General features: G+C 48.9%; 12 protein-coding genes and 1 tRNA gene. 1 reads left to right on the top strand and 12 read right to left on the bottom strand.

Annotated elements, in window-relative coordinates:
- Positions 1 to 18: 18 nt before the first annotated feature.
- The 3 genes from KCTCHS21_RS10175 to KCTCHS21_RS10165 form a co-directional block, all read right to left on the bottom strand.
- Positions 19 to 327: an STAS-like domain-containing protein gene (locus tag KCTCHS21_RS10175; protein ID WP_130607359.1), complete on the bottom strand. Its 309-nt coding sequence runs from the start codon at positions 325 to 327 to the stop codon at positions 19 to 21.
- Complete coding sequence (locus KCTCHS21_RS10170; protein ID WP_130607357.1) at positions 315 to 1202, bottom strand: ATP-binding protein; 888 nt, start codon at positions 1200 to 1202, stop codon at positions 315 to 317. The genes KCTCHS21_RS10175 and KCTCHS21_RS10170 overlap by 13 nt, the downstream gene beginning before the upstream one ends.
- Positions 1203 to 1565: 363 nt before the next feature.
- Entirely contained in the window at positions 1566 to 2783 is a 1218-nt protein-coding gene (locus tag KCTCHS21_RS10165) for a Kelch repeat-containing protein (RefSeq protein ID WP_130607355.1), read from the bottom strand.
- A gap of 170 nt (positions 2784 to 2953) precedes the next feature.
- Here KCTCHS21_RS10165 and KCTCHS21_RS10160 point away from each other — a divergent pair, with 170 nt between their 5' ends.
- Positions 2954 to 3118: a tyrosine-type recombinase/integrase gene (locus tag KCTCHS21_RS10160; protein WP_130616442.1), complete on the top strand. Its 165-nt coding sequence runs from the start codon at positions 2954 to 2956 to the stop codon at positions 3116 to 3118.
- Between the two features lie 144 nt (positions 3119 to 3262).
- On the opposite strand, the gene KCTCHS21_RS10155 is transcribed toward KCTCHS21_RS10160, so the two are convergent.
- From KCTCHS21_RS10155 to KCTCHS21_RS10120, 9 genes are all read right to left on the bottom strand, one after another.
- Positions 3263 to 3349, bottom strand: a tRNA-Leu gene (locus tag KCTCHS21_RS10155).
- Positions 3350 to 3466: 117 nt separating this feature from the next.
- Complete coding sequence (locus tag KCTCHS21_RS10150; RefSeq protein WP_157994005.1) at positions 3467 to 4594, bottom strand: SGNH/GDSL hydrolase family protein; 1128 nt, start codon at positions 4592 to 4594, stop codon at positions 3467 to 3469.
- 14 nt (positions 4595 to 4608) lie between these two features.
- Positions 4609 to 6984, bottom strand: coding sequence for a glycosyl hydrolase family 95 catalytic domain-containing protein (locus KCTCHS21_RS10145; protein WP_130607351.1), 2376 nt, complete (start codon positions 6982 to 6984; stop codon positions 4609 to 4611).
- Positions 6985 to 7009: 25 nt separating this feature from the next.
- The gene (locus tag KCTCHS21_RS10140) at positions 7010 to 8761 is read right to left on the bottom strand and encodes a glycoside hydrolase family 27 protein (RefSeq protein WP_232058232.1); all 1752 of its coding nucleotides are present in this window, start codon (positions 8759 to 8761) and stop codon (positions 7010 to 7012) included.
- The gene (locus KCTCHS21_RS31670) at positions 8650 to 9465 is read right to left on the bottom strand and encodes an alpha-amylase family protein (protein ID WP_232058148.1); all 816 of its coding nucleotides are present in this window, start codon (positions 9463 to 9465) and stop codon (positions 8650 to 8652) included. The genes KCTCHS21_RS10140 and KCTCHS21_RS31670 overlap by 112 nt, the downstream gene beginning before the upstream one ends.
- An 80-nt stretch (positions 9466 to 9545) precedes the next feature.
- Positions 9546 to 11234, bottom strand: coding sequence for an extracellular solute-binding protein (locus tag KCTCHS21_RS10135; protein ID WP_130607349.1), 1689 nt, complete (start codon positions 11232 to 11234; stop codon positions 9546 to 9548).
- Between the two features lie 163 nt (positions 11235 to 11397).
- Positions 11398 to 12297, bottom strand: coding sequence for a carbohydrate ABC transporter permease (locus KCTCHS21_RS10130; RefSeq protein ID WP_130607347.1), 900 nt, complete (start codon positions 12295 to 12297; stop codon positions 11398 to 11400).
- 15 nt (positions 12298 to 12312) lie between these two features.
- The gene (locus KCTCHS21_RS10125; protein ID WP_130616441.1) at positions 12313 to 13236 is read right to left on the bottom strand and encodes an ABC transporter permease; all 924 of its coding nucleotides are present in this window, start codon (positions 13234 to 13236) and stop codon (positions 12313 to 12315) included.
- A gap of 285 nt (positions 13237 to 13521) precedes the next feature.
- Entirely contained in the window at positions 13522 to 15171 is a 1650-nt protein-coding gene (locus KCTCHS21_RS10120) for an extracellular solute-binding protein (protein WP_232058147.1), read from the bottom strand.
- Positions 15172 to 15177 lie beyond the last annotated feature (6 nt).

Below are 15177 nucleotides of genomic sequence, written 5' to 3'. Positions count from 1 at the left end.
TTAGGTAAACAAAGTCACTCAAACGCTAATGAGCTTTTTTCTTTCATTTACCTCAAAGGAAAAGCGTTTCTTAATAGTTTCATTAATTGTCTTTGTTGTGTCTGTAAATGATAAATGAGATTTTATAAAATCAAAACTGAACTCATCCAACAGCTCAATTAAAGCTGAGTTTATAAATGAAGATGATGCTCCGTCTATACCAGCAAAAGAAAGTGAAGTTTTAAGTCCGCTCCTCAATCTTTCCCTCAAGAGTATCTGTATAATTTCCCCATCTGCATTTGAGTAACATTGGCTGACGTGATCAATGATTTTGATTAGTCGTCCCACGCGAATTCCTCCTCAATATACTCGATGGTATCAGTTCTAAATTCAATCTCCAATAATGTGCCGGGATAAAACCCACTTGTTTTTTTGGTTGTGATCACTGCACCATCATTTTGATGAATTGCCCTCAGTATACCATGATTAGAATGGATGTAAACACATCCTTTGTTATTTTTAACCACATTGTGCAAAAGAAAATCAAGTCCTGCCCCTCTATTACGAGGTGTAGATTTCGTTGTAAAACCCTCTTTTACAGCCATTTGAAGTGCCATTGCATCATCTACCCCTGCATGGCTATTTTGGACTGCACGCGGAATCCCTACACCGAAATCCGAGATGGCGACCATTACAGTATTTTCACTTGGGTACTGTTGGATAAAAATATTGCCAATATTCTCTGAAGAGTGGTCCTTGATGTTGTTAAAAACTTCTTTCAAACAAGTCTTGATATCACCTAAAGACTCCTTAGTTAAACTTAGTTTACCCGCCAACCAAGACATCGATTCCTCTAAATAAGCATAGCTTCTATCATAGGTAACATTAGCTAAAGGTCTTGTTGTTGGCCTGAGAGAAGCGGTATCATCTAGCGTTGAGCCTAAGTAGTGCTTGAAGAACATTGAATCATCTAGAAATGCAATGGGACAGAATTTTTTTCTTCTATCCGGGACACGATAAGTAATCGTAACTTTTGAACCGTGTTTTTGAAGTCTTCCAATTAAATTACTAAGGACTGTCACTCCAACCGGACGAATAAAATTTAGTCTTGTAAAGTCAAAGTCAAACTCTGTTGATTTTGGTAATGCGTCTTCATTTAAAACTTCATCAATGAAGGAATACATGGTATCTCTATTAAATTGATCAGGTAGAAAGACTTTCAATTTTTTACACCTTCCAATAATCAGTTGTTGTATACAAAATATATTCCTATCTTCCCTGATTATGGAATGCTTGGCAATTGGAACTCACGTTCTTCGGAACGGATGTTCTTTTTATTTGTTTGTCCCATTAAGCTCGTATTTATTCGATATCCCTGCTTATCTCCCTTCATGTTATTTTCCTTTAAATTAATTTATATTACCCTTCCATGCTCAATGTAAGTCTCACCGCAAACTTAGCTTCACCTTCTCAGCATCATATTTTTCATCTAACGGAATGTGTGTTTGCTCATTATATACGAACACATGTTCTATTACAAGATAAATAAAAAAAACCGCCAGCCGAAGCCAACGGGCCATGCAATGTTATGGATTTACTGCATCATATTCATCCACATCGAAAGTTAAGATTTTATCAAAAATCACATATTCAGTACGAGCCTTAAATGGTCCTTTGTTCCATGTCTTAATGAACTTGTACTTAGCTGGACCCGTACCGGCATCTTTGGTATCGTACCAAGTAATGAAGGCATTAAGCTCAGCTGCAGACAGGTCATATTCCTTGATCTGGCCACCGGAGATGTAGATCGTTAGGAGGGCCCTACCGTCGTAGATTGGTGTAGAGGGGTCTTCTATAGTAAGTATTTCTACTGATTTACTAATCGCATTAAACTGGGTACCTCCACCGAATACAGATAGTTTCCCTCCAATAACAGTTGAAGCATGCCCCCATCTTGAATCATTCATACTCGGAGCAGACTTCCATGTATCACTAGAGATATCATACATTTCTACTACATTAGTGCCGCTCGAAGAAGTAGCTCCTCCTATGGCATATATAACTCCATCCCAGTAAACAGCAGCGACAGCACATCTTGCAGTAGCCATACCCGCTTTTTTAATCCAGGTATCGTTTTCAGGAGTATATTCCCACAATGTATTTTGTACGCGTGACGCCCCAGTACTCCCCCCTACAATATATATCTTATTATTTACTACAACACTGGAAGGAGCATATTGAATTACTGGCATATTCGCTTTGTTTGCCCATGTATCAGTGGTTGGATCATAAACAAAAACCGTATTCGAGGCTTCTTCAGACTTACTTACCAGCCCTCCGAACACATAAATTTTCCCATTATATACGGCTGCAGTTGCCCAACCACGAGCAGATGGCATTGTTGCCTTACTAGCCCATGTATCAGTTGCAAGATCATACACTTCTACAGTGTTTAACGGCCCACCATCATATGTAGCTGCATTTCCCGAAAATCCACCAAACGTATATATTTTATTATTTAGAGTGACAGTTGAAAACCCGGCTCTTGCAGTCGGCATGTTGGATTTTGCTATCCGTGTATTTGAAGTTGGATTATAGACTTCTACTTTATTCGTTACAGTTGTGGTAGTCTGACCCCCAAAAAAATATATATCCCCATTCACATTCACCATACCAAATCCGACCAGCGGGCTTGGCATCTCATCTGAATACTCCCAGACCCGATTACCAGCGAAAGCCGGATTAAGGGAAATCATTGAAAGGAAAAACATTGTTACTAAGGACAGGGTTAACATTTTTTTCATTAGCTTTTTTCCTCCTCGTATGTAATGTTCCAATCATACGAGGAAAAATAAGGAATTATAAGACTGATATTTTACATTTTTAGACATTATACTTAAAGATTAAAAAGGAAAATACCGGAAGCTAAAGCTCCCGGAGAGAATGATCATACGGCAGATAGCGAAGACGAAGGCTGCACGATCTACGTCACAGCAGCGCCACACTCTTCATAGAAGCCGGCGCTTCAATGAAAGCAAAACAGGAACGCTTAGGACATAAGCAGAAACAAACCACCGATGATATCTATGTACACGTTACAAAGAAAGTAAGCCGGGAGCTCGCGAGCAAATTTAATTAATTTGATCCCTCTAAGAAATCGAAGAAAAAAATTCCGTCAACAATCCGTCAACAACGCTGATTTCATGCCTCCCATTACAGTATCCCACCATACAGACAAAAAGAAAAGAAGCCATACCGGAGTAGGCTTCCTGAGTTTAATTTATGGTGCGGCCAAGAGGACTCGAACCTCCACGTCATTGCTGACACTAGAACCTGAATCTAGCGCGTCTGCCAATTCCGCCATGGCCGCATATCGTGTATCGCATCAAGAAAATCAACGCAACAACGAAGTACATCATAACACCTTGGCACTTGTGAAGTCAATGTAAATATTGGCTAATTGTTATTGTGCTGTGATAATGTCACCCTAATGGCGTAGTATTCTTAGTACCCGCAGCTTATTGCCGATGCTTCTTTCGTCCTTGCGCGTCGTGTTCCTGACTTGAATCCGCAACGTCACCTCCTGCTCTCGCGAAGCGAGCAAAGCCATTACAGGACGATTGAAGAGCAGGCACCACTCGTCGAACGGGTTATATTCTCGATATTCCTCCCCATTGACGGAGAATTCGAATATTCCCGTATCCAGTCCGCACAACAGAAGCAGTCCCGCACCTCGCCCATAAACCTCGAAACTGAACTCCGCTCCGGCTTCCTCGGAAGCAAGGTGCTTGGCGTCGTATCGCCAATTCACGAGAGGTTCGGGCCTATCGCTCCAACTCATACTTTGTACGTCGTACAAACTAGTCGCTTTCAACATGTCGGCTAATTCGTAATTGTCCTCCCTTAGCGGAGCAGGAAGAACAAGCTCTCGGCTGCCCACCCGTCGCCCGGTTTCCTCGGAACCACCTAACGCATGCTCTAGAAACCCACGCAACGCCTCCGCATACAAAGCATAGCCCGCATCGCTGGGATGTACGCCGTCCGGAGCGAACTCCTCCCACTTTCCTTTGCCCGCGTCGAGCCAATCCCGAGCATGCCTCATGAACGATACGGAAGGAATTCCGTAATGCTCAGCAACTTCTTCGTGGACCGCAATGAAAAACGGTTCGGCTTCCGCAAGATTGTCCTCGTTCGCCGAATAGAGGAATGCGATATCCGCAGATGGAGATAATGTCCGGCATTGCCTTAAAATCCCCTCCATACCGCGGATCGTCTCTGCTCTCCCTTCCTCCGAGCGAGCGCGATGCTGACTGTCGTTGACCGCGAATTCGACGAGCAGCAAGTCGATCCCCTCTTCCAATGGAGTATGCGACCGCAGCCGATGAGCGCCTAAGGAGGAATTCGTCCCACCGACCCCCGCGTTGACGAATGTCCACCGAACTTCCGGATACTCCGACGTGAAATACGTTTCCGTCAATGCCCGCCAGCTCGTCTTATCTGGCTCGGAGGCACCGTAGCCTTCCGTGATCGACCCTCCCAGAAAAGCGACGATAGCAGGTTCCTTGCTTTGCAGCTTCTCCCTTAATCGGGGCAGTCCTTCACGATTATGAAACACGTTATGTCCTCCTCTCACGCTTGCTTCACCAGCCTAATCTTTTCTCCTACCGTCGTATCGCGTTCCAGCATTCGACCTTCATTCCACGGATCGTGCAATCGAAGCTTAGAACCAGCCTCGCTAACGATTTCGATCCAGCTTACTTCGCCTTCGTCCACTGCAGCGCTAACAAGGAAGCCACCAACGGCACGCAAAGTGAAGAACTCAGCTGGTTTATCTTCTGGCCAGTTCGGAAACAACCGGATCACACCCGTATAGCTCTGCATCAAGCATTCGTTAATGACGGCCGGAAGCGCGAAATTCTCGAACCAGATGCCCATCGGAGCCATGTAGTCGAACGGGGTCGTATCTGAGTATCGCCCGCCAGACTGCAGCAGTTTATCGGTGCAGGTGCCATTCGGAAGCATGCAATAAGCGATTTGTCTTTTGAACCGCTCCAAATCAAGCTGACCAAGCCGGGCTCCGGCCATAGGATAGAACACGAGGTCGTTGCCACCTTCGTTCCGGTGATTGCGGTAGGACTGAACAGCGATCGCGTATTCTTCTGCCGGGGAATGCAAGCCGTGGTCTTCGCCCGGGAACACCGTCGAGATGCCATTCGGCACGTTGTAGACAACTTCTGGATCCTCTCCCGCGACGGAAACAAACACCGTCCCCCGCCCGGATTGCGCTGTCGGATAAGCCGGAAACCGGCTCAGCACTTCCGAAGTCTCCGCGAGCAGTGCAGCTTCCTCCGTTTCCTTGCCCAGTGTTTCACAAGCTTGTGCGAAAGCGCGAAACAGAAACTTCGTCAACGTCAAATCAACGATACAATCTCTATTTTTGCGGAAGCCGGGCGTCAACTCATACAGCTCAGGCACGACGGTGGGGAAAATATGGTATAGACCGTCTCCCCACTGTTCGCCAATTGCGTCCGGACGTTTCATATAATCGACCATAAACAATACCGCGTCCTTCATCGGGCCGAACGCGCGATCCGCCAGAAAAGTCTTATCCATCGTATAGAGATAGTGCCACCACAAGCTCTGCACCGTCCATGGTGTCTCGCAAATTTCCCACCCCCAATGCGGGACCGGATAAGGCATCATCGTCATCCGCACAGGAAAAGCGGAATGTGGGAAATACGCGCCCCGCATACCGTAGTACTCGCGCGCCCACTTGCGACTGACCGGAAGAACGTGATCGACCATGTTCGCGTACGCCAGATGCTTGTCAGCATGGTTGCTGGAGAAAGCGACCCAGAACGGCTGCTGCGTATTGTAATTCATATGGTAATCCCCGTGCCATTCCGCGCCGATCTTCCCATAGCTCCAATTCGCGAATATGCCGGGGCAAGAAGCGTCCGGCTTCACCGAACAGTTAAAGAAATAGAGATTACGATACCAGACGGCTTCGAGCGTTTCGTCGGCTAGTGCAACCCCCGAGCGGGACCAATACTCTTGCCACACCGATCCCGATTCCGTAAGCGCATCTTTGAACGGGAATGACTTCCCATCCGATCGTTTCTCGAGCGGTTCCAGGTCTTCTTCGACCGACGGAACGTTCGAAGAAAGTCCATGCTCGAGCACCGCGCAGATGACCCACCCTGCATTCAACGACAGCGACGCTTCCGTATCCCCCGTTCCGCGTTGCAATGAATCCGCCCCTGACACCTTCGCCAACAACCGGAACGTACGGTCCTCGGCATCTCCCTCGATTCCGTTAACGGCATAGGGGAGCGGCTGACGAAAAGCCAATTTTCTGTTCGCCTCGTCCACGATGGCAGAATAAGTCGGCAGATCCTTCGGTGTCTCCGGGTCGGGAATCAGCTTGATCCGTTCAATCGGAGTCGAAGCGAGCCCCTTAACGCCAGGCTCGTCCTTCATCGCGACCCACAACCGATCCGATTTCTGATCTACGAAAACCTGGAGTATCGAACGTACGCCCTCCGTCAGCAAGTGAACCTCACACAGTCCATTTTCAAGATGAAGCTCGTGACCGAGCACCTCTGTCGTCCGTTGATCAAAACCGAGAAGCAACGTGCCGCAAGGCATCGGTCTCGGATAAGGAAAAGCGTAGTTTTCCGAAGCCATCTTCACGTACTCGCGGTACCAGTCGTCTTCATCAAGAGAGGCGTAATGGGACGGAATCGCTTTTAACCTCTCGAATACTTCTTCGAACGTACCGATATCGTCCTTATGATTTTCGGCGATCCGGATGTCCCAGACGTCGTTATGTCCGAAATGAATGACGATCGCGTCCGGTCTTGTCGTGACGACGGCGCCTAAGCCGCCGTTCCCGAGCAATGCCCCTTCGAAAAAGGTAGCAGCCGGACGGTCGTAGCGCAAATTATGCTTTCTTAGCCGATCTATGATGTTCATGCATAGCCTCCAAAATGGCAGGCCCTCCAATGGTGTGGAGAGCCTGCGTCTTCAATTATGGTGTTACTCTAAGCGAATCCAGAAGCATATAAGTTCCCGTTTTCTTCACGGCTTTGAGCGTATGGCTGCCCGGAGTCAAACCCGTTATTTGATAGACGACTTGGTTCATCAGACGAGTCGCGTTGTACGTGCTAACCGTCGTTTTGAATACGTTGTCCACGTAGATATCCACGTCCCCCTGCCCAGCTTCTTTTTCCGTCAGGAGCTCGATGCCCGTGCCATTGAACGTATATTGGAAATAGTCGTTATTCGTCTGCGTGAAGTGCACATCGTTGTTGTAATCCCCAAATCCGCGATTGCTGTTAAGCGACCACGCGCCGGAATGGATGATTCCGGGATCGGTATCGTTAATCTGGATTTTATTGCTGAGTACTTTGAATTGATCGATCAGCATGTACGTTCCCGATTTCTTGACGGCTTTGATCGTATGACTGCCACTCGATAGTCCGGAGATCCGATATACTGTCTGTTGAGCTTGCCGGGTTGCGTTGTACGTATTGACCGTTTGCTTAAAGACGTTGTCTACGTAAATATCGATATTTCCTTGCGAAGAATCCTTTTCCGTTACTAGTTCGATGCCCGTTCCGTTAAAAGAATACTCCGCGTAATCATTGTTTGTCTGCGTATAGTGCACGTCGTCCTGGTAATCCCCAAAACCGCAGCTGCCATTGTAAATCCACGTCCCCGAATAAGTAATTGCCCCGTCCGTATCGTTGACCAGAATCGCCGATGGCACGCTAAAACGCAATTTGTCCAGCAGCATGTATGTTCCCGATTTCTTCACCGCTTTCAGCTTATGAGAGCCGTTCGATAGTCCGCTGATCGCGTATACGGTCTGTTGGGACTGGCGGGTCGCGTTATAGGTATTCACCGTTTGCTTAAAGACGTTATCAACGTAGATGTCGACGTTGCCTTGCGAAGAGTCCTTCTCCGTAATGAGCTCGATGCCTGTTCCGTTAAAATTATATTCAAAGTAGTCATTATTCGTCTGAGTAAAATGAACGTCGTCCAAATAGTCGCCTAAGCCGCGGTTGTAGCTGCGTTGCCAACTGCCCGTATATTTAATACCTGTATCATCGTCGTTCGCAGTCACCGAACCGCCCGATGCCCTGACTTTGAGCAGACGAGAAGCATGCGAAGGCAGACTGGTCGAGGTATATCCGGTATTGAATGTGCCCAGATCCGTATGCGTCCATAAATCGCGGACAGTCGCGGCGCCGTTCAAGCCGATATCACTCCAGTTCACGGTAACGTTCGCGGCAGAGCTACCAAGGTTAACAAGCGCCACCGTGTATGTGCCATCCCCGTTATTGGCGTACCATGCCTGCTGATTGGAAGCGGTCGATACCGGATGCGCAGGTCGTCCCGCCTGGTTAACGGCGATAACCTCCTCGTTCGTGAGTAGACCGATGCCGAAGCTGTCCAAGTTAGTCAAGTCATTACCCGTGTACAGTTGAGCAGAAGACATTGCCCACAACGTCATCGCCGTACGCCGCTCGTCCTGCGTCAGCCCGTCCATCGCGCCGTTGCCAATGTTAAGTGAGTCGAAGTCGTTCCAGCCTCCCGGTCCCGCATCCCGCCACCAGGTCGCGGCGTCCGGAAAAAGGCGCGCGATGTTGTTCCACTCGGTCAGCTTTACACCGGGCTGATAAGCTTCGACGTCCCAATTGACGCGCCAACCGTTCGCATATTGCTTCCATGTATCGACGTAGCTGTGGTCAAGAGCCCAACTGAGCTCAAACCAGATACCGTGCGGGGCAAGTGCCTGCGACCAGGCGGCCACGTCGCCGCGTGAGTCGATCGTCGTGTCGTTATGTCCAGAGCCGGCGTAACACTGTCAAACTTCAAAAAGTCGATACCCCACGCGCCGAATAAATCGGCGATGGAATTGATATATTTCTGCGCGCAAGGGTTGGAAAAATCGATCTTATATCCGAGATTCCAATAGTCCGCCGTCCTCAGCGGAAGCACGGCAATGTTTTTCATGGTGCAACCGGGGGCGTTGTAAATCGGGAGGTCCGCATTGTACGCTTGAGGTGAGATGCCCGGAATCATGTACAAGCCGATCTTCTGACCGTTAGCGTGCACGTAATTGATTACTTCCTGAAAACCATTCGGGTAGAGCGTCGTACTCGGCACCGGTCTGCCGTAAGCGTCGATGCCACCGTTCCAACCAGCGTCGATGTTGATGTATTCATAGCCATACGCTTGTAAAGTAGCGTGCATCGCGTCGGACTGCGCCTTAATCTGCGCTGCCGAAATCCATGTAGAACTGTTCGAATACACTTGCATGCTGTAGCTGCTCCAGCCCATATACGGCTTCGCGCCCAGTCCGTTATTCGCCGCATGGGCGACATTACCCTGAGCTTGCGGTATTGCGAACTGCGTCAGCACTACTGCGATAACGATGAGCCATAGCCGTACCTTACCGAACGCACGAAACCTGATCACATCATTCAGCTCCCTTATCGAATAAGATAAAAACCAGGCGCTTTATGCTCCGATAAAGCGCCTGGTTCTAGTGCCGATCCTTATTTTTTGAAGGTAGATCCGTCATACGCCTTTTGCAGAATTTCCAGGTAACGGCCAAGCTTCAAATCGCTTAAGCCTTTGATGTAACCGTCCCAATCCTTGTCGAGTTTTTTGTGGCCGGTAATGAATTGTAGAGCATTCTCATCGATAAACGTGCGGATGTTAGTCTGCAGTATACTTGCTTCGTCGACGTCAGCCGGATCGAGCCAGATCGCCCACAGCGGGAACAATTCTTTCGGCTCGTGCCCTTGGTAGAGCAATGTCGCTTGGTATAGACGACGCTCGTAGTTGGCAGATTCGTAGATGTCCGTGCCTTGCACGAAGCTATCGCGGTATTCCTTAGGCATGTAGAAATGTCCCATGCCGCTCCAACCAGCGTTACGCGGAGCCTCTCCTTCGACTGCAGGTATCGTTGCCACTTGCGGCGTTACGCCTTCTCCGAGTGCAACTTCCCCGTCCTTCGGCTTCCTCCAGTCGATGCCTTCCAAGCCGGAAGCCGCGTTCGTCTGACCCTCCGTAGTGAACATATAATCAACCAACCTGATCATGGAAATCTGAGCTTCCTTGCTTGCTTTGTTCGTAAGCGCAAATTTCGCACCAGGAGATACCCCACCGCCATCGTGAGTAGCGAGCGACTGTCCGCTCGGGCCAATCAAAGGCGTTACCGGGTTATAGTCCTTCGAGTTTTTGTTGCCAACGTCGATGTTGACGAAGATCGCCGGATGCATGCCCGCTCCAGCGCCGAGAATTTGCGCGTCGCCGTTTTCCCCGATTTTCTTGAACGCTTCAGCATTTTGCGTGAACGCGCCCGGATCGATCAAACCTTCGTCGTAAAGGGATTTGATATACGTCAAGCCTTGTTTCCATGCCTCAGTCGTTGCCGCGGAACCGACTTTGCCGTCCTGCAAAAGCAGATGATTGCGATCGTCGTCGTAGACGAAAGCGTTCATTAGGAACGGCACAACTCGAACGCCGAAATCTTCCGTGGAGCCGCTCAAAGGCACTTCGTCTTTCGCGCCGTTTTGGTTCGGATCGCCGTTCTTAAACGCTTCCAAAACCTTCTTGAAATCTTCAGTCGTTTTCGGCATTTCCAGCTTCAGGTTATCGAGCCACTTCGTGTTGATCCACATTTTGTTCGGATAAGAGCAATGGAAGCATTGCGTGTAAGCAGGCAATCCGTAAATATTGCCATCCGGAGCTACGCTGAACGCTTTCAGATCCGCGTTGCTATCCAGCGCCGCCTGGATGTTCGGGGCGTACTCTTTAATCAGGTCATTCAACGGGATAAGTACACCTTGTTTACCATATTTCAACAGATCAGCCTGAGAAAATTGGTCGACGTAAGCTGTTAACATATAAGCATCCGGATAATCTCCGCTCGCGAGCGAGATTTGGCGTTTCTCCTTCGCCCCGTCCGAAGGAACTGCTTCGAAAGTAAATTTAATATTGAACTTCTCTTCTGCGAACTTGGTGAATTTGTTCGTCGCCAGATCGATATTCGGCTCTTGAACGGCGAACATCTTTATCTTGACCGGGCCGGAAGGCTGCTCGGATACGGCGGATGAACCGGAATCCGACGGCGCGGATGAGGAAGACTTACCACCATCGTTGTTGTTTTTGGAGCAGGCTGCCAGGACCATGCTCGCAATTAAGACAAGCGCTAACAGACTTACGATTCTCTTTTTCATTGCTTTTTTTCGCTCCCTTTTCTTATAATCGGATAGGTTAATGCGTTAAAGCGTTCCGCGTAAACAGGAGTTGCCGACGGCGCGCTACATGACGATCACCCCTTCCAATGAGAATAATTGCGATTGTTGAGCTTGCTGCTGCAATTGTTCCTCTTGATGCTGACTAACCCTTCACCGAACCGACGAGCATGCCTTGCACGAAATGGCGCTGCACGAACGGATAAATGATCAACACCGGTAGCGTAGCCACGACGATTAGTGAATACTTCAGCAATTCCGACAGCTGCTGCCTCTCGACCTGCTTCATCGCGTCCATCACCGAATTGCCGCTGTTATTCTGGATAATGATGCTGCGCAGAATGAGCTGCAAAGGATACTTATCCGCGGTCTTCAGATAGATCAACGCGTCGAAATAGGCGTTCCATTGCCCGACGGCATACATGAGGACGAGTACGGCGATGATTGGTTTGGACAACGGAATGACGACGCTTCCCATAAAACGCAAATCGCTGCATCCGTCGATCTCGCTCGCTTCCACGAGCTCGTCAGGAATGGAGGATTGGAAGAATGATCTTGCAATAATGACTTGCCATACCCAGACCGCGTTCGGAATGATCAGCGCCCAACGCGTATCAATCATGCCAAGCTCCCTGACGACCATATACGTCGGAATGAGTCCACCGCTGAACAGCATCGTGAACGTAACGATCATCATGATCGCATTACGACCGAAAAACGATCTACGCGACAGCGGATAAGCCATCATCACGGTAAGTGTGACGCTAATGATCGTGCCTGACGCCGTATAGAACAAGGAGTTTCCGTACCCCGTCAGCACTTGCGGATTTTTGAACAACGTTTCATAGCCCCTCAACGAGAAATCAACGGGCCATAACCATACCCGACCCGCCGATACGGCGGACGGACTGCTAAATGAGCTACTGAGAATATAGATCAGCGGGTAGAGCACGACGATCAGCACGACGGCCAAGATCGCGTACACGACGATCATGAACGTTCTATCGCCCGATGATTCTTTGATTTTGTGAGTTACAGTTGTCATGCGATCACCTCTTCGTCACCAGATGCTGGATTTGGAGAACCGTCGTGCCAAAGCATTAATCGAGAATAATAGAACGAGATTGATGACGGAATTGAACAGTCCAACCGCCGTCGCAAAGCTATAGTTGGCATTCAACAATCCGACCCGATACACATATGTGGCGATGATCTCCGAATTCGCGATGTTGAGGTTGTTCTGTAGCAAATAGATTTTCTCGAATCCGATCGCCATGACGCTGCCCACGTTCAGAATCAAAATAATCGTAATCGTTGGCAAAATCCCCGGCAGATCGACGTTCCATATTTTCTGGAAACGGGACGCCCCATCGACTTTAGCTGCTTCGTACAGCGTCGGATCAACCGCCGATAACGCCGCTAGATAGATGACCGCGGAGTAGCCAGCCGTTTGCCAAATATCGGACCACACGTAAATAGAAGAGAACATGCCCGGCTTGCCGAGAAAGTTGATCGAATCCATGCCCAAATGGTTCATGAATACATTAACGAAACCAAGTCGCGGAGCTAAGAACAGCATAATGATCGATACCATGACGACTGTGGATATAAAATACGGCGCGAAGGTCACAAGCTGCATGAATCTCTTGAACTTGCGATTGCGTACCTCGTTCAGCATGAGGGCCAACAATATCGGTATCGGGAATCCTGCGAGCAGCAAGTAAAAGCTAATTAGAAGCGTATTTTTCACGAGCGACCAGAACATCGGATTTTCGAAGAACAATTCAAAGTTCTTGAATCCGACCCACGGACTACCCCAAATCCCCTTCGTAACGTAATAATCTTTGAAGGCTAGCACTGCGTTGAGCATCGGGTAATATTTGAAAATTAAGAAGAACAACAGCGGCGGTGCGATGACGAGATACAATTGCCAATGCCTTGCGATACTCTTTCTTGTACTAAGACGTTTGCCTGTAGCTTCCATATCGATCCCCCCCTTTTGAAACGTGCCTTGATGAATGACAGCGCTTTCTATATGACCGATCATAGGTGATTTTCCGGTCTCTGAGGTAGGTACAATTGCGTCTTTTAGCGTACAGAATCCCCGATTTACGGGGGACATTTCTACTTCCGGAGGACATTTTTCCGCGATATGAGGGTACGTTGACATGACTATACTCAGATGGGCTTTCGATTGGTGAAAACGCTCTTATTTGGGGGCGGAAAAATAGAAAAAAACCGACCGCGGAAAGCTCGCGATCGGTTCGGGTCATTTTATTGGTTTGTTCTCGCGCGACCAGGTATCGTAGGCCTGCTGCATAATTTTGACGTAACGGTCGGTTCCGAGCGTTTGCAATCGTTGGACGTAATCTCCCCAATCTTTATTCAAGTCCTTCTCTCCCGTAATAAACTGCAATGCGCTCTGGTCAATTTCATTTTTGACGTTCGCCTGCAGTATACTCACCTCGTCCGCAACCCCGGGCTCTATCCAGACTTGCCATGTCGGATATAGCTCGGTCGGTTCATGCCCTTCGTATAACTTAGTTGCCTCGTACAATCTCCGTTCGTAACCGTCCGGCGAGTAAATATTCATGTCCTGAACCCAGCTATCTCGATAAGCTTTAGGCATATAGAAGTGCCCCATCCCTCCCCAACCCGAGTTACGTGCAGGCTCGCCTTCCTTGACCGGAATTCTCGTGAATTCCGCCACGCTTCCCGGGCCAAGCGCCTTTTCTCCTTTGACGGGCTTTCGCCAATCAATGCCTTCTTTGCCGACTTCGGCGTTGGCTTGCCCAATCGGCGTATAAAGATAATCCACCATGCGGATTAGAGCGATGCGCGCTTCGGGACTTGCTTTGTCCGTAATAACAAACTTCGCTCCGGGCTTCGTACCGGCTTCATAAAATACCGAGTAGGAGGCATACGGGCCTTGCAAAGGAGGCACCGGATCGTAATCGCTACCTCTTCGGTTGTCCGGTCCTGTATCCACGAATATATCGGGATGCATCGCCGTGCCCGCCCCGAGAATTTGCGCGCCTTCATTCTCGCCAAGCTGCTTAAAAGCATCCGCGCTTTGCGTAAACGCCCCCGGATCAATCAAACCTTCTGCGTATAAGGACTTGACGTAAGCAAGCCCTTCTTTCCACTCTTGACTATCGGCGACTAGACCTACTTTGCCATCCTTCACCGATAAATAGGTCCGATCGTCGTCGTAGACAAAACCATTCATGAGATAAGGCAAAATACGGACGCCGAAATCTTCAGTCGAGCCGCTTAGCGGGATCTCATCGGAGAGACCGTTCCCGTTCGGATCGCCGTTCTTGAAGGCGCGAAGAACGGTTCGCAGCTGTTCCGTCGTTTGCGGCATGCTCAATTTCAGCTTCTTTAGCCACTTGGAATTCAGCCATAGCTTGTTCGGATAAGAGCAATGAAAACAATCGCTAAACGCGGCGAGGCCGTAAATATTACCGTCTGGCGCCGTGTTGAGCGCCTTAAGTCCGGGATCGTTGGCGAACGCTTCCTTAATATGCGGAGCATAGCGGTCGATCAAATCGTTGAGCGGATAGAAGATCCCTTGCTTCCCGTACCGGATGACGTCCGCTTGCGAGAATTGGTCGATATAGCTCGTAAGCAGATAGGCATCGAGATAGTTGCCGCTCGCTAACGAAATTTGTCTTTTCTCCTTGGCTCCCTCGTAAGGAACCGTCTTCCAGTCGAACGCGATGCCGAACTTCTTTTCGACCAAACGGGAAAATTCATTCGTCTTTAGATCGTAAGTCGCTTCCTGCTGTGCGAAAATGCTAATTGGAATCGGCTTCGTAACCTCCTCCGCCGGTTGGGAACGATCACATGCGAATAAGGTCGTGGACAACGCGATGAACATAATAACGACGAACCCTGACCTGAGGAGCTTCTTCAAAGTGTT

The sequence above is a fragment of the Cohnella abietis genome (assembly GCF_004295585.1).
Lineage (GTDB): Bacteria > Bacillota > Bacilli > Paenibacillales > Paenibacillaceae > Cohnella > Cohnella abietis.
This window is presented reverse-complemented; position numbering and strand designations above follow the sequence as displayed.